This window comes from Comamonas suwonensis (genome assembly GCF_012844455.2).
Classification (GTDB): Bacteria; Pseudomonadota; Gammaproteobacteria; order Burkholderiales; family Burkholderiaceae_C; genus Comamonas; species Comamonas suwonensis.
In genome coordinates this window covers 1-19340 of record NZ_JABBCQ020000009.1, presented here as the reverse complement: position 1 = coordinate 19340, position 19340 = coordinate 1, and the positions used below count along the sequence as shown (strand labels likewise).

The following is a 19340-nucleotide window of genomic DNA, read 5'->3' as shown; positions in this document are numbered from 1 at the left end:
GGAAGGCCAGTGGGGAGTGCTGTGTATCAGTGCTGTGCTTGAGACTGTTTACGCAGCTGGCCTACCTTGGCGGGAAGGTCCTTCCATGCATCCACGCCGTATTGCATGCGCATGGTGTTGAGCAGGGTGGCAATTTGCGCATCGCTTAAAGCATGGCGGAAGGCGGGCATGGTACCCAGATCTGCATGGGCTGGGTTCTGCACGCCTTCCAGGACGGCCATGATGGCGTTGTCAGGCGAGGCGGAATGCAGGCTGGTGCTCAGTGCCAATTGCGGGCGCACGCCAAAGGTGCTGGCCGAAGGGTCGGCGCGGTGGCAGGCCATGCAGGCACCCTGGTACAGACGGTAGCCTTCAGTGTCCAGTGCCAGCTTGGGCTTGGCAGTCTTCTCTTCGATCAGCGCTTTGGCATCGCCGGGGGCGGCATTGGCGTCGCGGTAGCTCATCAGGTAGGTGGCAATGGCGTCAATGTCGGCATCGCTTTGCTGGGACAGACCGTGGGCCACGGGGGCCATGGGGCCGGCAGCCACGCTGTGGCGCTCGGAGAAGCCGGTCTTCATGTAGTCAACCAGATCACCCTTGGTCCAGGGCAGGGGCGATGCCGATTTGGAGGTCAGAGCCGGTGCGTCCCAGCCTTCAGCGCTGCCGCCTGCAAAGTGGAATTCGCCAGTCTTCTCAGCGGCCATGCCGTTGCGCGGGGTGTGGCAGGCGCTGCAGTGGCCCAGGCCTTCGACCAGATAGGCTCCGCGATTCCACTCGGGGGCTTGCTGTGCATCGTCAGCGACCACGCCGGGTTTGAGGTTGAGCCAGTTCCAGGCGGCAATGCCGCGGCGCACGTTGTAAGGGAAGTTCAGCGCGGTCTTGGGCGCTTCATTCGATACAGCGGGCTCGCTCATCAGGAAGGCGTACAGATCCTTCATGTCTTCATCGGTCACGCGGCTGAAGGCCGTGTAGGGGAAGGCGGGATAGAGGTACTGGCCTTCGCGGTCCACACCGTGGCGCATGGCGCGCTCAAAGGCTTCATAGGTCCAGCTGCCAATGCCGGTCTGCATGTCTGGCGTGATGTTGCTGGTGTAGATGGTGCCGAAGGGGCTGGGCATGGCCAGACCGCCGGCATTGGTCTTGCCGTTGGCTGCGGTGTGGCAGACGGCGCAGTCGCCCATGGCGGCCAGCAGCTTGCCCTTGGCGATTTGCTGGGGGGTAAAGTCAGCGGATGGAATGCTGGCTTGTGTGGCGATCTCGCCCTGATGGGTGAGTGCCAGACCGGCGACTGCCAGCACGGCAACCAGTGCTGCACCGCCAGTCAGGATTTTTTTGAACGTTCGCATGTGTGTGCTCTTTATCTGTGGGGTCACTTGGACGCAGCGGTACCGGTATCTGCCTTGGCTGCCTTGAGTGCGGCCAGCACGCGGCTGGGCGTGAAGGGCACTTCAAACAGGCGCACGCCAGTGGCGTCAAAGAAGGCATTGGCAACGGCAGCAGCGCTGGGCACGGAGGCCGATTCGCCAGCGCCCATGGGGGCTTCGTTGGGGCGCTCGACCAGCAAAGAGTCAATCTCTGGCAGCTCGTCAAAGCGCAGGATGGGGTAGCCACCCCATTCCAGCGAGGTCACACCGCTCTTGTCGAAAGTGACAAATTCTTTGAGCACGCGGCTGGTGGACTGCACCACGTTGCCATGCACCTGGTGGCGCACGCCTGCGGGGTTGACCATGGCACCGGTGTCTTGTGCGACAAAGACCTTGTCCACCTTGATTTCACCGGTTTCGCGGTCCACGGTTACATCGACGGCCCAGGTCGCCCAGGCTGCACCGTAGCCGGGGAACTTGCTATGGATGTAGCGCGCATAGGCAAAACCGCGACCCTTGACCAGGCGTTGGTCTGCAGGAGCGGGGTTGCGATGGGCAGGGCCGTCCTGCCAGTTGCATTGTTTCTTGGCTTCAGCAATCAGGGCCACGGCGCGTGGGTCCTTGAGGTAGCGCAAGCGGTACTCGATAGGGTCGGCCTTGGCCAGATAGGCGCATTCATCAATCCAGGATTCATGCGCAAAAACATTGGGCAAGGCCGAAACGCCACGCATCCAGGAGGCGCGCACGATGGGCACGGCATCCTGAGAAATCATGCGCATCTTGGGGTATTCGTATTGCGGAATCGCCGTGCGGTCACCCATTTGCTGCGCATCGATCTTGGCCGAGACCTTGCCAGTGAGGATCAGAGCCAGTGCGGAGGCATTGTTGGAGGGGTAGCAGGTACGCAGCTCGTAGGCAGTCACATTGTGTTGCTCGTCCATGCCGCCGCGCACGCGAATCAGCTGGCCGGTGCCCTTGGGTTCCCAGCCAGACTCCTGCTCGCGCATCAATTGCACGCGCACGGGCTTGCCCCCAACAGCAGCAGACATCAGGACGGCATCAGAGCAGACGTCATCGGCGCAATTGCGGCCATAGCAGCCGGAGGCCTCCAGGCGGGTCACGTTGACGTTGTCGGCATTCACGTCCATGAGCTTGGAGATGTCCTTGCACACGTCGTGAGGGTTTTGGGAGCCAGTCCAGACCTGAATCTGGGCATCGCCGACTTCAGCAATTGCGCAGGATGGGCCGATGGAGCCATGGGCGTGATAGGGCCAGACATAGTCGCGTGTCAGCTGAATCTTGGCTTGCTCTACCGCTTGCAAAGCGCCTTCATCTTCTTGCAGCACACGATCGGTCTTGGTGTGATCGACCAGGGTTTGGTGCAGGCCGTTCAGGGACAGGTCAGGCAGACCTGCCCATTCCTTCCAGGTGACCTTGAGCTGGCGCATGGCCGCAATGGCTTGTTCCTCGCGCTCGGCGACCACGCCGACGAAGTCACCCTTGACCACGACCTTGACGATGCCGGGCAGGTGGGCGATGGATTTTTCATCGACCGAGACCAGACTGGAGCCCAGGGGGGCCGTGGCGTCAGCACCGGTATAGGGCGGGCGAATCACACGACCATGCAGCATGCCGGGCACGCGCAGATCATGGATATAGGTGAGGGCTCCCAGCACCTTATTGGGAATGTCCACGCGCTGAACACTCTTGCCGATGTACTCAAAGCCCGATTTGCGCAGCTCGATCTTCTCGTCCACTTCGATCTGCAGGTCCAGACCTTGCACCAGCTCGCCATAGCCAAAGCGCTTGCCGCCTGCAATGACAGCGCCCTTTTGCGTGGTGATGCGATCAGCAGGAACGCCGGACTTTTCGCTGGCAAGCTTGATCAGAAGCTGGCGCACCTGGGCTGCGGCGTGGCGCATGGGCAGGGACGACACCTGAATGGTGTTGCTGGCAATGGTGGGGCCAAGGTCGGGGGTGCGGGCGGTGTGGCCAAGCACCATGGTCACGGCGGCAAAGTCCACATACAGCTCGTCAGCCACCAACTGGCCCAGCGCGGTGCGGATGCCGGTGCCCAGATCTACGTGACCGTTGTAGGCGGTGACTGAGCCGTCAGCACCAATGGCGATGAAACTGTCCACCATCTTGGCCGAAGGAATCGCAAAAGGGCCCTTGGTGGCTGCTTCGGGGGCAGTCTGGGCCATGAGCAGATGGCCGCCGGCGACGGAGCCGACCATCAGCATGCCGCCGGCCTTGAGCAGCTGGCGACGGGTCAGCTGGGCTTGATTGTCTTTGGTGAAAAATTTCATAATCAGGCAGCCTTTGCTTGTGTGGATGCGCCTGCGGCGGCCGCAGTTGGAATGGCAGGGCTATGGCCTTGAGCAATCAATTCGCGGGCACGTGCGGCGGCTTGCATGATTTCCACATGGGTGCCGCAGCGGCACAGATGACCAGACAAGGCGTGCTTGATCTCATCGTCCGTGGCCTTGGGCTGCTGGTTGAACAGGGCGACCAGTGCCATGACCATGCCGTTGGTGCAGTAGCCGCACTGTGCAGCTTGAGCGTCGACGAACGCTTGCTGCACCACATGCAGGGTGTAGGTGCGCGATGCGGCGGGCGCATCGTTTTTTGCAGCGCTGACATCGAGCACCGCGCGGTCTTGCAGCGCCTTGGTGCTGGCGGCCTTGCTGGCATCCGGCGACAGGCCTTCAAGCGTTGTGACCTTCTTGCCGGCGACTGCATTCAACGGTACCGAGCATGAGCGCGCCACCTTGCCATCGATCAGCACGGCGCAGGCACCGCATTCGCCCAGGCCGCAACCGAATTTAGGACCGTTGAGCTGCATGTCATTGCGCAGTACATACAGAAGAGGAGTGTCGGCAGTGGCGCTTTGCGCATCCACTTCCTGGCCGTTTAGTGTGAATTTCATGACGTCAGCTGATCGTAGGTTTCAAGAATTTGGGTCTTATATATGTGTAGTCAATTATATGACTATACAAAAATAGACCGGGTTGACTTGATCTAAAGCAGAGTCGGCTGATCTGGTGTGTGCGAGCCAGATGCGTGTTGGTCTGGTAGTGAGCAAATGCTCTTGCTGAGCGTGAAAGCCTGACCATCAGGGCTTTTGCGGCGCAACAGGGCGGCTGTGATGGATATATAAGCCTGTTGCTGGAACCGTTACGGTGCGCAAAGCGGATATTGGTGGCTGATGCCCGCGCAGATAGCTCTTGGTATTGAGTTCGCAGGCGAATGCGAGTCCAATTTAATAACGCTGTGAGTCGAAAATACCCACGGCTTGTTTGAGAAGCTTTCACCACCCGCAGAGATGTCTCTGCCTTTGTTCAGGAGCGCTCCTTATGGTCAGCAAAAATGTGATTTGCCTCTGGTATGAAAGCGAGGCTCTGGAAGCCGCAAAGTTCTACGCCCAGACTTTTCCTGATAGTTCAGTGGGAGCTGTCAGCCAGGCACCGGGTGACTATCCTGCAGGCAAGCAAGGCAATGTATTGACCGTCGAATTCAGCGTAATGGGAATTCCGTGCCTGGGTCTGAACGGAGGGCCTGCTTTCAAGCACAGCGAGGCATTCTCATTTCAGGTGGCGACGGACAGTCAACAAGAAACGGATCGGCTTTGGAACGCAATTGTTGGCAACGGCGGGCAGGAAAGCCAATGTGGTTGGTGCAAAGACAAGTGGGGGCTGTCGTGGCAAATCACGCCGCGTGTGCTGACTACAGCCATAAGTGATCCTGATCGCGCAGCGGCCAAGCGCGCTTTTGACGCCATGATGGGCATGCGCAAAATCGATATCGCCGCAATCGAAGCCGCATGGCGTGGGTGATTTCGCCTGCAGGCGGTGTATTGGGCTGTCGAGAAACACTCGGCAGCTATTTTCTTGTGCACCGAAGTCGTGGGCTGCGGCAAGGCTGTACACCAGCTTGGCGCACTTTGCCAAGCTCAGAACGCAATAGGGTAAATGGTCTCAGCACAGCTGATCTACATTGAATTTGCTTTCAATTTCGACGATCCGGTGCCTGCTGGCTGGTGCAGTTCATGTCTGTATGAATGTCTGGTGACATTGCAGATGAGAGGCATGCTCAGGTTTTGCTGTCCGTCGAAGTCCGCATTCAAATTGGAGACTAGCAATGAACTTTCTCGACGGCCACCTGTTCCCCGAAAACCAGCAACCCCTGATCATCACCGCCGCCCCTTACGCGCCGGGCTGGTTGCCTTCGGACTTTCCTGAAGACATTCCCGTCACCATGGAAGCGCAAATCCAGAAGGCCGTGGACTGCTACAACGCTGGTGCCACCGTGCTGCACCTGCATGTGCGTGAGCTGGATGGCAAGGGCAGCAAGCGCCTGTCCAAGTTCAACGAACTGGTGGCCGGCGTGCGCAAGGCTGTACCCGAGATGATTATTCAAGTGGGTGGCTCCATCAGCTTTGCCCCCGAAGACGAAGGCCAGGCCGCGAAATGGCTGAGCGACGACACCCGCCACATGCTGGCCGATCTGGACCCTGTGCCCGATCAGGTGACCGTGACGGTCAACACTTCGCAGATGAACGTGACCGATCAGGCAGAAGACGCTGACTTCGCCGGTACCTCGCGCCAGAATCCCGCGCTGTTCAATGCCTACAAAGAGATGACCGTGCCAGCCCAGCCAGGCTGGGTGGAGGAGCATGTGCGCCGCCTGACCAAGGCCGGTATTCAGAGCGCCTTCCAGTGCTACAACCTGAACAGCTTTGAATCGGTGGAGCGCCTGATGCGCCGAGGCTTCTACATGGGCCCGCTGGTCATGAACTGGGTGGCCATTGCCGGTGGCATGGACACGCCTAGCCTGTACAGCCTGGCCAACTTTGTGCGCTCCGTACCTGATGGTGCGGTTCTGACAGTGGAAAGCAATGTGCGCAACGTGCTGCCCGTTAACATGTGGGGCATTGCCGCGGGTCTGCACGTGCGCTGCGGCACGGAAGACTGCCTGTGGAACCAGAGTCGCACTGAAAAGGCCAGCACCGTCTCGCAAATCGAGCAGCTGGTGCGTATCTCGCGCGAATTTGGTCGCCCGATTGCCACGGCCAAGGAGGCCCGCGAGATCAGCAAGATCGGCGTGTTCTACGACACGGTGGAAGAAAGCCTGGCCGCCAATGGCTTTGCGCCCAATCGCAACGGTTGCAACCAAGGTTTCCTGCGCAAGACTGCCTGATGACCAGCCGTGCGCAATGCAGCGGTGTATTGCGCACGGCGTCTGCTGAACTGACATGAGCAATAAAAAGGTCTCCCTAGGAGACCTTTTTTCTTGGGGCTTGCAAGCATGTCAGTGGCTGAGCTTAGTCATGGGGGCTCTTTTCTGCGAGTTCTCCAGTGACTCATGTACTGGCTCCTGGCGGGCACTGCATTGAGACCCGTCAACGGGCTTTGCAAAGGTGCAGCCTCGGCGGTTGTGTTTGCATGCTTCCAAGGTCACGATACAACTTCATCAGCAACCGCAATGCAATGACCGCTCCACTCTGGATCATGCTTGGCATGGCAGCCATGCGTGGCAATGCTTTTGACGTTTGTTGCTATTTCCACCTCCTGGGCAGGCATGGCACCAGTGGCAGGCAAGCCGCTGACCATCGGTGCGCTGCTGGTGCTCCCATTGGTCATTGCGGCAAAGTGCGAATGGACTGTCGCAGCTTCAGCCGTATTCGCGTACTTCACCTATTTTGTTTTGAGCTTTGCCGGGATGCTCGTCCTGATGCGAAAAACACGAAGAGCGAGACCCAGTCTTTAATCCACGGCGTATCCAGTAGATTTCTGTAGCACAAATAACAATAGCTGCAAGCGCTTATTCATAAAGCACTTACAGCTATTTATATGCTGATACGTAGACGATGCATACGCTAGCAGCTATGGTTCTAGTGATTCATCAAGTGATGCTGGAGCCACAGCAGAGGAGTCCATCACGGAGCCCCAGCAGTATTTCATTCTTAGAACGGCTTGTCGCCAATGATGGCGGCGCGCTCCATCTTGCGGGGGGCGGGCCAGTAGTCCTGCACCGCGTAGTGCTGGGTGCAGCGGTTGTCCCACATGGCAACGCTGCCGGGTTTCCAGCGGAAGCGTACCTGATACTCAGGAATGGCGGCCTGGCTGATCAGGTAGTTCAGCAGCATGCTGGCGCCGGGTGTCTTGTCCTGGCCGTAGCGCACGTTCTCGGGCGTGTGGTAGTTGGAAAAATGGGTGGTGAAGCTGCACACATACAGAATCTGCTCGCCGGTTTCAGGGTGGGTGCGTACCACCGGATGCTCGACTGGAGGATGCAGGCGACCGAGCTCCAGACGCTTTTCTTCGGGCATGACCGCACCAAAGCCGTGCTCGATGCTGGACTTGGCCTTCAGGCCATCAATCTTCTGCTTGATGTCATCGGGCAGGTTGTCATAGGCCGCAGCCATATTCACCCAGATGGTGTCGCCACCGACGGCCGGGCCTTCGACGCAGCGCAGCACGCAGCCCATGGTGGGCGTCTCGCGCCACTGGCCGTCGGTGTGATAGGTGTTTTCGTAGTTCTCGCGCTTGTCGCTGCGGTAGATCTGAACCAGACCAGGGTGGTCTGGGTCGCTGCCGGCGACGGGGTGGTCTTCCAGATCGCCAAAGTGGCGGGCAAAGGCTGCGTGCTCACCGCGTGTGATGTCCTGATCGCGAAAGAAAAGCACCTTGTGCTGGAGCAGCAGTGCTCGGATTTCTTCGGCCAGACCGGTGTCGCGCGAGGCATCGCCCAAGCTGATGCCGGAAACTTCAGCACCAATGCTGCAGGTTAGTTGTTCGACTTTCATCGTCTTTTCCTCAATTCTAAAAACAGCTGCGGCTCTGCTTGGGCAAGGTTTGGAGCCTTATTCCGAGCGCATCACAAGCGGTGCCAAGAGTCTGTATAACGAGGCCTTCAGAAAGGCTTGGCGCTCTATCCACTCACACCAGCAGATGGGAAAAATTTTCGGCGCAGCAGGCTTGGGAGTGCTTGACCAATCGCGTCAGCTTGTTGCCCTCTGCGTCAGCAAATGGAAAACCCTAGGTGGCGGGCGTGGGCTGGTTGGGTGCGCGTTGTGCCGGTTTCAAGGTTTGCAATGGACTGGCAGTGAGTAAGCAAAAGCTTCAAAGTGGGACAGGTTTTCAGGGGAAAGTCTGCTTTCCTGAGGACAAAACTTGCAAGGTTCTAGTGGTATCTATTGATTGACTTGTTGTCCATGCATTGATAAATATCAAGTCCCAAAAAATGCAGGACTACTCTGAAGGTCTGCCTCCCATAAATGAACTTGAGCCGCGCGCAGGACTCAGGTCAATAGATTTGTTGGTCACGATGAAGCCCCGTATCCGTAGTGTGAACCTGAGCAAATACGCCAGAGTGGCGAATGAGCTGGGAATCGACCCGCTGAGCATGTTCCGCAAGGTAGGTCTGGATCACAGCTGCCTGAACACCCCTGACCTGCTGGTTCCTGAATCCGCGTTTGCCACGTTGCTGGAGACTTCGTCTGCCCAGATGGGTCATGCATCGCTGGGCCTGCTCATGGGCTCTTATTGGCGCTTGTCAGACTTTGGACCTATCAGCCTGCTGCTACAGCACCAGGAAAGCCTGGCTGCGATGCTCAAGACGCTCAAGGACTACAACCACCTCATCAGCAGCACGGTGGCCACCGAGGTGGTGACACAGGGCCGCTACTCCATCATTCAGCTGCACCTGGATACCGAGCGTGAAACCCCTGGTCGTCACCCCACAGAGCTGGGCATTACCGCTCTGTTGAGCCTGTGCCGCCACCAGCTGGGTAAGAGCTGGAGCCCGAGCAGTATTCACTTCTCGCACAGCTCGCCAAGCAGCACCATGAGCCACCGCCGGGTGCTGGGCAGCGAGATTGTTTTTGCTTCGGACTTTGACGGCATTGTGGTGAGCAATGACGAGATGACGCAGCTCAACGTCGATCATGACAGTCTGATGGAAAGCCATGCCCGCAGCCTGATGGAAATTCATGCGCCGCGTCCCGCATCCAAGTCGCTGGAGCAGCAGGTGCGCAACACTTTGCAGTCTTTGCTGCCGCATGGCCGCCACAGCATTGCCCATGTGGCTGGGGCGCTGGGCTTTACGGCGCGCTCGTTACAGCGGCATCTTGAGACGAATAACACCAGCTTTCAGGAAACCTTGGACGCCGTGCGCAGTCAGGCTGCACTGCGGGCGCTGCAAAATTCGCAGCTGTCGATCAGCGAGGCGGCCACGCTGACCGGGTTTGCCGAGAACAGCTCGTTCACGCGCTGGTTCAGCAAGCACTTCCAACAAAGCCCCAGCAGCTGGCGGCAGCAGAATCTGAACCGCAGGCTTTCCTGAAGCCTGCTCCATGAAAAAGCCAACCCTAGGGTTGGCTTTTTACGAACTCAGGGCTTGGGCAACATGGCCGGTCGGACTTCTTCCCCGGGTTGGGCCTTGGTCAGCAAGAAGTCGATGCAGGTGCGCACGGCCTTTGTTTGGTGGCGGTTGGGCAGGTACAGCAGGTACATGTGGGTGCCAAAAATACTGAGCCGGTATTCGTCCAGCGTGGTCAGTACCTCGCCCGTGGCCAGCTTGTCTTGAACCACATAGTCGGGCACCAGCCCGACGCCCAGACCGGCCAGAATTCCGTCGCGCAAAAAGGGGAAGTGCTCGGAGATCATGGTGGGCTCCAGCATCACCTCGTGGCGCTCTGTCCCCAGATAGGCGGCCAGGCGCAGCTGCCGTCCAGTCACCCCGGCCGTAATCAATGGGCTGGCACGCAAGGCGTGCAAGGTCTTGGGCAGGCCATGGGTCTGCGCATATTCGCGTGAGGCACAGGCCAGATAGCGCACCGTACCCAGACTGCGTGCCACCAGCGACAGCGGCGGCTCCTGGATCACGCGGATGATGATGTCCATATCGTCGCGCAGATTGTCGGCACGGTTCTCAAACAGCACATCGAGCACGATGCCGGGGTACAGGCGCTTGAACTCGATCAACCACTCGCTCATCACGATCTGGCCGTAGCCGCTGGGCACGCTGATGCCTACCCGGCCCTGCAGGCTCTGGCCCAGCGCCGTAATGGCTTCGCGTGCGGCCAGCATTTCGTTGTGAATGTTGCGGCCATGCTCGTACAGGCGCAGGCCGATCTCTGTCGGCTCCACACGGCGCGTGGTGCGCTTGACCAATTGCACGCCCGCAGCCTTCTCCAGCTGGGCGAGGTGATAGCTCACATTCGCGCGAGTCATCTTGAGCTTTCGCGCAGCCTGGCTGAGGTTGCCGCTATCAATTATTTCGACCAGCAGGGTCAGTGATTGCGAATCCATGGGAGATTGTTTGAATTTTTTTGACAGTCTGTCAATGATTCATGGGATTGTTAGAAAACATTGTCGCCGTAAGAATGATGCCTATTCCATAAAACCATATCGGAGACACGCATGACTTCTGAGACTGCCGCTTCTGTCGTTGAACTCAAGCAAGACGGCGACGTCCTGCTGGTCACCATTAACAACCCGCCGGTCAACGCCCTGGGCGCGGCCGTGCGTCAGGGGCTGGCGGCAGCGATGGAGCAGGCAGACGCCAGCGCCGAAGTCAAGGCGGTGCTGATCGTGGGTCAGGGCAAGGCCTTTATTGCCGGTGCCGACATCCGTGAATTTGGCAAGCCGCCGGTCGCGCCCTTCCTGCCCGACGTCTGCAACCGCATCGAAGCCTGCAGCAAGCCCGTGGTCGCCGTGATTCATGGCGCAGCTTTGGGTGGTGGTCTGGAGATTGCCATGGCCGCCCACTATCGCCTGGCCTTGCCTGCGGCCAAGCTGGGCTTGCCAGAAGTTTCGCTGGGTCTGATTCCCGGAGCCGGCGGTACGCAGCGCGCCCCGCGTTTGATGGGCGTGAAGGCTGCTGCCGAGCTGATGCTCAGCGGCAAGCCCCTGAGCGCCAAGGCCGCACAGGCGGCCGGTCTGGTAGACAAGCTGGAAGAGGGCACCGACCCCGTGGCCGCCGGCATGGCCTACATCCGTGAACTGCTGGCCCAGGATGCGCCTGTCCGCGCCACCAGCGCCGATCAAAGCCAATTGGCCGACAAGGCCGCTGCCCATGCCGAGCTGGAAGCGCTGCGCGCCGACACCGTCAAGAAGTCGCGCGGTCTGTTCTCGCCGCTGAAGATCATTGACTGCGTGCAAGCCGCCGTGGACCTGCCTTTTGCAGAAGGCCTGAAATTCGAGCGCGTCCAGTTTCTGGCCTGTATCGACAGTCCGCAGCGCCAAGGCCTGATTCACGCCTTCTTTGCGGAAAAAGAAACCGCCAAGATTCCCGAAGCCAAGGCCGCAGCACCGCGCCACTTTGCCAAGATCGCCATCATCGGCGGCGGCACCATGGGTGCCGGCATCACCGTGTCGGCCCTCGATGCCGGTCTGGTCGTGACCATGATCGAGCGCGACGCTGAATCCATCGCACGCGGTCAGGCCAATGTGGAGAAGGTCTACAACGGCCTGATCGCCAAGGGCCGCATGACGGAAGACGCCAAGGTCGCCGTGATGGCGCGCTATACGCCTTCGACAAGCTACGACGACATTGCCGATGTGGATCTGGTGATCGAAGCCGTGTTTGAAGACCTGGAAGTCAAGAAGGCCGTGTTCAAGGAGCTGGATCGCGTCTGCAAGAGCGGCGCGGTGCTGGCCACCAATACGTCCTATCTGGACATCGACGCGATTGCTGCCGTTACCAGCCGTCCTCAAGATGTGATCGGCCTGCACTTCTTCAGCCCGGCCAACATCATGAAGCTGCTGGAAATCGTTGTGCCGTCCAAGGTGGCGGCCGATGTGGTGACCACGGCGTTCGAGCTGGCGAAGAAGATGAAGAAGGTGCCTGTGCGCGCTGGTGTGTGTGATGGCTTTATCGGTAACCGCATTCTGGCCACCTACAAACAGGCTGCAGATTACCTCATGGAAGACGGTGCCAGCCCTTACGAAATCGACGAAGCCGTGCGCGGCTTTGGCTTTGCCATGGGTCCGTTCCAGGTGACCGATCTGGCCGGTGGTGACATTGGCTGGGCTACGCGCAAGCGCCGCGCCGCCACGCGCAACCCCAAGGCACGCTATGTGGAAATTGCTGACCGCATCTGCGAAAACGGCTGGTTTGGTCAGAAGACCCAGCGCGGCTTCTACCTCTACCCCCAAGGCGCGCGCGTCGGTCAGCATGACCCCGAGGTGCTGGCCATCGTCGATGCCGAGCGCGCCAAAAAGGGCGTGACAGCGCGCCAATTCACGGCCGAAGAAATCATGCGCCGCTATATGGCCGCCATGGTCAACGAAGGCGCCAAGGTGGTGGAAGAGGGTATTGCCCTGCGCCCGCTCGATGTGGACGTGACTTTTATCTCCGGCTACGGCTTTCCCCGCTATCGCGGCGGTCCCATGAAGTGGGCGGATATGCAGGGTCTGGACAAGGTGCTGGCGGATATCGAAGCCTTTGCCAAGGAAGACGCACTGTTCTGGAAGCCCGCGCCCCTGCTGCAAAAGCTGGTGGCCGAGGGCAAGAATTTCGACAGCCTGAACAAGTAACCCACTGAGGCGCAGTGCGCCTTCGCCCAAGCCAAGGGGAACAACGCCTTCGCCGTGAGGCGGCTCTTGGTCGGCGCAGCGCGCTTTGGGAGTGCGCCAGTTGTGTCGCCCGGTTAATTAAAAAGAGGAGCTGTTAGCGCTTGATTTGTATTGATTTCTGTATTGAAAGTATCTGAAATCTATGAAGAACAAGCGCAAGTAGCTACTAAAAAGTTTTCAAACATTCACAGAGACAACAACCATGCGTGAAGCCGTCATCGTTTCCACCGCTCGCACACCGCTGACCAAGTCGCACCGCGGCGAGTTCAATGTCACTCCCGCCGCCCAACTGGCTGCCTTCTCCGTGAAGGCCGCCGTGGATCGTGCTGGCATTGACCCCGCCATGATTGAAGACCTGATTCTGGGCTGCGGCAACCCCGACGGTTTCCAGGGCCGCAATCTGGGACGTCAGGCCGTGTTGCGTGCCGGTTTGCCTTTGTCCATTGGCGGTGCCACCGTGGCGCGCTACTGCGCATCGGGTCTGCAATCGATCGCCATGGCTGCGGGCCGTGTGGTGGCCGAAGGGGTGGATGTGATGCTGGCCGGTGGTATCGAAACCATCTCCGGCATGCGAGCCGGCAACAATCTGCCCACCGATATGGATCCCTGGCTGGTGGAGCACAAGCCCGAGCTGTTCATGGCCATGATCGACACCGCCGATGTGGTGGCCAAACGCTACGGCATCACGCGCGAAGACCAAGACGCCTTCTCGCTGCAAAGCCAGCAGCGCACGGCAGCAGCCCAGGCGGCCGATCTGTTCAAGGATGAAATCATCCCCTGCGCCACGCGCATGATGGAGAAGAACAAGGAAACCGGCGAAGTCACTTACCGCGACGTGGTCGCCACCGTGGACAACTGCAACCGGGCCAGCACCACGCTAGAAGGTCTGGCCAAGCTCGAACCCGTCAAGGGTGCGGGCAACTTCATCACCGCTGGCAATGCCTCGCAGCTGTCGGACGGCTCCAGCGCCTGCGTGGTGATGGAAGCCAAGCTGGCCGAGCGCCTTGGGCTGAAGCCTCTGGGGGCTTTCCGCGGCTTTGCCGTGGCGGGTTGCGAGCCTGATGAGATGGGCATCGGCCCCGTGTTTGCGATTCCAAAGCTGCTGGCACGCCACGGCCTGACTGTGGATGACATCGATCTGTGGGAGCTGAACGAAGCCTTTGCCTCGCAAGCTCTGTACTGCCAGCGTCAACTGGGCATTCCCAATGATCGCCTGAACGTCAATGGCGGCGCCATTTCCATCGGCCATCCCTTCGGCATGACGGGTGCGCGTCTGACCGGTCACATCCTGCTGGAAGGTCAGCGTCGCAAGGCCCAGAACCCCAATGTGAAGTGGGGGGTGGTCAGCATGTGCATCGCCGGTGGCATGGGCGCTGCAGGCCTGTTCGAGATTTTCTAAACACCCCCAGAGCGGCTTTGCCGCTTCCCCCTCTCTCGCTGCGCGGGAGGGGGCGACGCCCTTGCTGCGGGACGGCCCTTGTTCGGCTTCTCTGGTGGCGAGCGCGCCAGTTTCAACCGCCGTGAAGGCGCATCGCGCCATGGATTACTAGGACATAGCAATGGATTTGCAATTCACTCCCCAGGAAGAAGCGTTCCGCGCCGAGGTGCAGACTTTCCTCAAGGACAAACTGCCCAAGCATATTTCGCAAAAGGTCAAGGCGGGTCAGCGTCTGAGCAAGGCCGATCAGGACGAGTGGCATGCCGTCCTCAATGAGCGTGGCTGGTATGCCAATCACTGGCCCATGGAAAACGGCGGCCCCGGCTGGGGTGCGGTGGAAAAGTTTATTTTCGACACCGAGTGCGCACTGGCCGGTGGCCCTCGCGTCGTGCCTTTTGGCGTGAACATGCTGGGCCCGGTGCTGATCAAGTACGGCAACGAGCAGCAAAAGAATTACTGGTTGCCCCGCATGTTGAAAGGCGAGGACTGGTGGTGCCAGGGTTATTCGGAACCGGGTGCGGGCTCGGATCTGGCCTCGGTCAAGACCACGGCGGTGCGCGAAGGCGATTTCTACATCGTCAACGGCCAAAAGACCTGGACCACGCAAGGCCAGCACGCGAACATGATCTTCTGCCTGGTACGCACCAATCGCGAAGTCAAGGCACAGGCCGGTATCAGCTTCCTGCTGGTGGACATGAACACGCCCGGCGTGGAAGTGCGCCCCATCCGCACGCTGGACGGCGACAAGGATGTCAACGAGGTCTTCTTCACCGATGTGAAGGTGCCGGTGGAAAACCTGGTGGGCGAAGAGAACCGAGGCTGGACTTACGCCAAGTACCTGCTGACCTATGAGCGCACCGGCATTGCAGGCGTGGGCTTTTGCATTTCGTCCCTGGCCAAGCTCAAGGTGGTGGCTGCCAAGGCACACAAGAATGGCAAGCCTCTGAACCAGGATCCGTTGTTTGCGGCACGTATGGCCAAGGTCGAGATTGATCTGGAAAACATGAAGACCACCAATCTGCGCGTGATTGCCGCCGTGGCCGGTGGCGGCGTGCCCGGTGCGGAAAGCTCGATGCTGAAGATTCGCGGTACGGAAATCCGTCAGGAAATCCTGTCGCTGATCCGCCGCGCCATGGGTGTCTATGCCGTGCCTTACATCGACGAAGCGCAGTACGAAGGTTACGAGGACGCGCCCGTTGGTCTGATTGACGAAGCCGCAACCGCTGCCGCCAACTACTTCAACTATCGCAAGCTGTCGATCTTCGGTGGCTCCAACGAAATCCAGAAAAACATCATCTCCAAGATGATCCTGGGCCTCTGATTCGGGCAAGGCAAGGAATAAGCACATGAACTTCACACACACCGAAGACCGTCGCATGCTGGCGGACAGCCTGAACCGCTTCATCTCCGAGCAATACGGCATCGAGCACCGCAATCAGCTGGCTTATGGGGCAGAAGGACACAGCCCCGAGCTGTATGCGCAGTTTGCCGAGCTGGGCACGATTGGTGCCTTGTTTCCCGAGGAAGCGGGCGGCTTTGGCGGCTCTGGCTTTGACATCAGCGTGGTGTTTGAAGCCCTGGGCCGTGGGCTGGTGGCCGAGCCTCTGCTGGGCGCGCTGGTCGTGGGTCAGGCCCTGATTGCTGCGGGCACCGAAGCGCAAAAGCAGAAGCTGGACGACATCATCGCCGGCGGCGTGATGGCCGCGCTGGCGCACGACGAACCCGGCAGCCATTACGAGTTGAATAACGTCGGCGCGACGGCCGCCAAGACGGCCACGGGCTGGGTACTGAGCGGTGCCAAGAGCGTGGTGGCCTTTGGCGAAAAAGCCGAGCTGCTGCTGGTGTCGGCCCGCACCGCAGGCGCTCAGTTTGATGAAGCCGGTATCAGCCTGTTCCTGGTGGACGGCAATGCCGCTGGTCTGGCCAAGCGTGGCTACAGCCGCATGGAAGGCGGCCGAGCGGCCGAGCTGACTTTTGACAATGTGCAGCTGAGCGCCGACGCGCTGCTGGGTGCCGAAGGCCAGGGCTATGCCGTGCTGGAGCATGTACAAGGCTTTGCGCTGCTGGCGCTGGCAGCCGAAGCGCTGGGTGCCATGGATGTGGCCAAGCAACACACGCTGGAATACCTGCAGACCCGCAAGCAGTTTGGCGTGGCTATTGGCACCTTCCAGGCGCTGCAGCACCGCATGGCCGACCTGCTGCTGGAGGTCGAGCAAGTGCGCTCCACCGTGGTCAACGCCGCTGATGCCATCGACAACGCCGAAGGTGTGGAGCGCGCCAAGATGCTGTCTGCCGCCAAGTACACCGTGGGCTATGTGGGTGCGATGGTGGCCGAGGAATGCATTCAGATGCATGGCGGCATTGGCATGACCTGGGAGCTTCCACTGGCGCATTACGCCAAGCGACTGGTCATGATTGACCACCAGTTTGGCGACGAAGATCACCACCTGGCGCATTTCATGGCTCTGAGCCAAAGCGCCTGATTGATTGGGAGCCAGCCTTGCCTTGTGCAAGGCTTTTGCTCTTTCAGAGACAGAGATTGGAGAACAGCAAAATGAGCAGCCAGCAAGAATTGCCGGACGATATCGATTTCCCTCTCGAGGGGGTACGCGTACTGGATCTGTCGCGCGTGTTTGCCGGCCCTTTGTGTGGCCAGGTACTGGCCGACTTTGGCGCCGAAGTGATCAAGGTGGAGCACCCCAAGCGCGGCGATGACACCCGCGACTGGGGGCATCGCATCGGCAAGACCGAGACCACCTACTACAACAGCATGAACCGCAACAAGCGGTCCATCACGCTGGATCTGCAAAGCGCCGAGGCGATTCAGATCATTTACGACTTGCTGCCCCAGTTTGATGTGGTGATTCACAATTTCAAGCATGGCGGTGCAGACAAGCTGGGTCTGGGCTATGACAAGCTCAAATCCATCAAGCCCGATCTGATTTACTGCAGCGTGGCGGGCTACAGCAGCGAGACCCCCGAAGCCAAGCGCCCCGGCTACGACCTGGTGATTCAGGCCGAAGCCGGGCTGATGGCCATCAACGGTGTGGAAGGAACGCCGCCTTTGAAGTTCGGCATGGCCGTGGTGGACATGATGACCGGCATGTATGCCGCACAAGCCGTGCTGGCCGCGCTTTACCGCAAGAGCCGTACCGGTCGTGGCCGCAAGATCGAGATGGCGCTGTATGACTGCGGTTTGACCATCACCGGCTATTACGCGCTGGATGCCATGCAACTGGGTCACGACACACAGCGCTATGGCAATGCCCACCCCTCCATCGTGCCTTACGGTCTGTTTGATGCTGCCGATGGTGCGCTGATCATTGCTGTGGGCAATAACAGCCAGTTCGATGCCTTCTGCCGCAGCGTGATTGAGCGCCCCGATATTGTGGAAGACCCCCGTTTTTCCACCAATGTGGAACGTGCCAAGCATCGCGCTCTGATCTTGCCGATGCTGACGGAAATCATCGCTTCCAAGCCCCGCAAGCTGTTGCTGGAGCGCATGCATGCTGCCGGCATTCCCTGCGGCGAGGCTGCTGGATTGCATGAAGCCTTGACCAGCGAGCGTACCCGCCAGGCGGGTGTGTTCCAGCAGATGCCCCATCCCGTGGCCGGTCAGACATGGGTGTTCGCGCCGCCTTATCGCCTGGACGGGCAGTTGCTGCCCATTCGCCACACGCCGCCTGTGCTGGGTGAAGCCACGCGCGAAGTGCTGCAGCAGCTGCTGAACCTGCCCGAAGCGGAGTTACAGGCGTTGCAGGCCAAGGGCGTGTTGACCCTGCCTGCCTGAATTCCTCGATTTCTAGAACAACTACCGGAGACAAATATGCAAACATCCATGGGCCGCCGCTTGGTATTGGCAGCTGTTGCCGCAGCCAGCCTGGGAATGGGTCTGCCCGCGCAGGCCAACGAGTTCCCGAATCGCCCCATCACGCTGATCGTGCCTTTCCCGGCCGGTGGGCCCACGGACCGCCACATGCGCATATTGGCCGACATTGCCAGCAAGCATCTGGGGCAGCCCATCATCGTTGACAACCGACCGGGTGCTGGCGGTACCTTGGGTCCGGCTACGGTGGCGCGCACGGCAAAGCCCGATGGCTACACGGTTGTCCAGTTCCCCATGTCGATGCTGCGCATGGCGCATATGCAGAAAACGGCCTGGAATCCGATCACCGATTTCACCTACATCATTGGCGTATCAGGCTATACCTTCGGTGTGGCAGTGCGTACGGACTCACCCTATCGCAGCTTCAACGACTACATTGCTGCGGCGCGCAAGCGTCCCGGCAAGATCGACTATGGCTCGACCGGCATTGGTTCATCCCCCCATCTGCTGATGGAAGAGTTGGCCGAGAAGGCCAAGGTCTCGCTCAACCATGTGCCCTTCAAGGGCGATGCCGATCTGCAGCAGGCGCTGTTAGGAGGCCATCTGGCTGCGGAAAGTGGTGCCTCTGGCTGGGAGCCCCATGTCGAAAGCGGCAAGATGCGCTTGCTTGTCACCTTTGGTGAAAAGCGCACCCAGCGCTGGCCTGATGTGCCCACCGCTAAGGAGCTTGGTTATGGCGTGGTGTCGCTTTCTCCCTACGGGCTGGCAGGCCCCAAGGGCATGGATCCCGCCGTGGTGCAGAGGCTGCATGATGCGTTCAAGAAAGCCATGGACGATCCGCGCCATACCGAGGTGTTGACGCAGCTCAATCAGGGGCTGTGGTACCGCTCCGGTGCTGACTATCTGCAATGGGCCAAGGATGCCTATGCCAAGGACAAGGTGCTGATCGAGCGCTTGGGTCTGGCAGCCAACACCAAATGAAGTCAACCCGGTACGCATGAATTTTTCGCCTCCATATGCCCCTGAAACGCAGGCATATGAAGGAGTGGTTTCATGCCGATGTCAGAGTATTTAACTCCTAAATTCATAGCTGCCAGCGCTTGCTGAATAAGTGCTGGCATCCATTTCAATCACTAATCTGTGGAAGAGCA

15 protein-coding genes are annotated in these 19340 nt (G+C 59.6%); 10 read left to right on the top strand and 5 right to left on the bottom strand.

Annotated elements, in window-relative coordinates; all coding sequences use genetic code 11:
• Nucleotides 1–26 precede the first annotated feature (26 nt).
• From HF327_RS11435 to HF327_RS11425, 3 genes are read right to left on the bottom strand one after another with little or no spacing between them, the layout of a single operon-like run.
• A complete protein-coding gene (locus HF327_RS11435; protein ID WP_169108354.1) occupies nt 27–1325 on the bottom strand; it encodes a c-type cytochrome in 1299 nt (432 codons plus the stop codon).
• Between the two features lie 23 nt (nt 1326–1348).
• Nucleotides 1349–3652 carry a xanthine dehydrogenase family protein molybdopterin-binding subunit gene (locus HF327_RS11430; protein WP_169108353.1) on the bottom strand — a complete coding sequence of 768 codons (2304 nt, stop codon included), beginning with the start codon at nt 3650–3652 and terminating at the stop codon, nt 1349–1351.
• Between the two features lie 2 nt (nt 3653–3654).
• Entirely contained in the window at nt 3655–4272 is a 618-nt protein-coding gene (locus HF327_RS11425) for a (2Fe-2S)-binding protein (RefSeq protein ID WP_169108352.1), read from the bottom strand.
• A gap of 427 nt (nt 4273–4699) precedes the next feature.
• Between HF327_RS11425 and HF327_RS11420 the strand changes: the two genes are divergently transcribed.
• From HF327_RS11420 to HF327_RS11410, 3 genes are all read left to right on the top strand, one after another.
• A complete protein-coding gene (locus HF327_RS11420) occupies nt 4700–5179 on the top strand; it encodes a VOC family protein (RefSeq protein ID WP_169108351.1) in 480 nt (159 codons plus the stop codon).
• Nucleotides 5180–5483: 304 nt separating this feature from the next.
• Nucleotides 5484–6542: a BKACE family enzyme gene (locus HF327_RS11415; RefSeq protein WP_169108350.1), complete on the top strand. Its 1059-nt coding sequence runs from the start codon at nt 5484–5486 to the stop codon at nt 6540–6542.
• Nucleotides 6543–6881: 339 nt separating this feature from the next.
• Nucleotides 6882–7112, top strand: coding sequence for a hypothetical protein (locus HF327_RS11410; protein ID WP_169108349.1), 231 nt, complete (start codon nt 6882–6884; stop codon nt 7110–7112).
• 196 nt (nt 7113–7308) lie between these two features.
• On the opposite strand, the gene HF327_RS11405 is transcribed toward HF327_RS11410, so the two are convergent.
• On the bottom strand, nt 7309–8151 hold the full coding sequence (locus tag HF327_RS11405; RefSeq protein WP_169108348.1) for a TauD/TfdA dioxygenase family protein: 843 nt from the start codon (nt 8149–8151) through the stop codon (nt 7309–7311).
• A gap of 521 nt (nt 8152–8672) precedes the next feature.
• Between HF327_RS11405 and HF327_RS11400 the strand changes: the two genes are divergently transcribed.
• A complete protein-coding gene (locus HF327_RS11400; RefSeq protein ID WP_169108347.1) occupies nt 8673–9689 on the top strand; it encodes an AraC family transcriptional regulator in 1017 nt (338 codons plus the stop codon).
• A gap of 47 nt (nt 9690–9736) precedes the next feature.
• Here the strand turns inward: HF327_RS11400 and HF327_RS11395 are convergent, their stop codons facing one another.
• Entirely contained in the window at nt 9737–10657 is a 921-nt protein-coding gene (locus HF327_RS11395) for a LysR family transcriptional regulator (RefSeq protein WP_169108346.1), read from the bottom strand.
• 111 nt (nt 10658–10768) lie between these two features.
• On the opposite strand from HF327_RS11395, the gene HF327_RS11390 reads away from it, so the two are divergent.
• The 6 genes from HF327_RS11390 to HF327_RS11365 all read left to right on the top strand — a co-directional run bounded on the left by HF327_RS11390 (nt 10769) and on the right by HF327_RS11365 (nt 19170).
• Nucleotides 10769–12886, top strand: a complete 2118-nt coding sequence (locus tag HF327_RS11390) for a 3-hydroxyacyl-CoA dehydrogenase NAD-binding domain-containing protein (protein WP_169108345.1) — start codon at nt 10769–10771, stop codon at nt 12884–12886.
• Between the two features lie 241 nt (nt 12887–13127).
• A complete protein-coding gene (locus tag HF327_RS11385) occupies nt 13128–14324 on the top strand; it encodes an acetyl-CoA C-acyltransferase (protein WP_169108344.1) in 1197 nt (398 codons plus the stop codon).
• A gap of 160 nt (nt 14325–14484) precedes the next feature.
• Entirely contained in the window at nt 14485–15684 is a 1200-nt protein-coding gene (locus HF327_RS11380) for an acyl-CoA dehydrogenase family protein (RefSeq protein ID WP_169108343.1), read from the top strand.
• 25 nt (nt 15685–15709) lie between these two features.
• A complete protein-coding gene (locus HF327_RS11375) occupies nt 15710–16846 on the top strand; it encodes an acyl-CoA dehydrogenase family protein (RefSeq protein ID WP_169108342.1) in 1137 nt (378 codons plus the stop codon).
• Between the two features lie 71 nt (nt 16847–16917).
• A complete protein-coding gene (locus HF327_RS11370; RefSeq protein WP_169108341.1) occupies nt 16918–18153 on the top strand; it encodes a CaiB/BaiF CoA transferase family protein in 1236 nt (411 codons plus the stop codon).
• A gap of 36 nt (nt 18154–18189) precedes the next feature.
• The gene (locus HF327_RS11365; protein ID WP_169108340.1) at nt 18190–19170 is read left to right on the top strand and encodes a tripartite tricarboxylate transporter substrate binding protein; all 981 of its coding nucleotides are present in this window, start codon (nt 18190–18192) and stop codon (nt 19168–19170) included.
• The last annotated feature ends 170 nt before the right edge of the window (nt 19171–19340 follow it).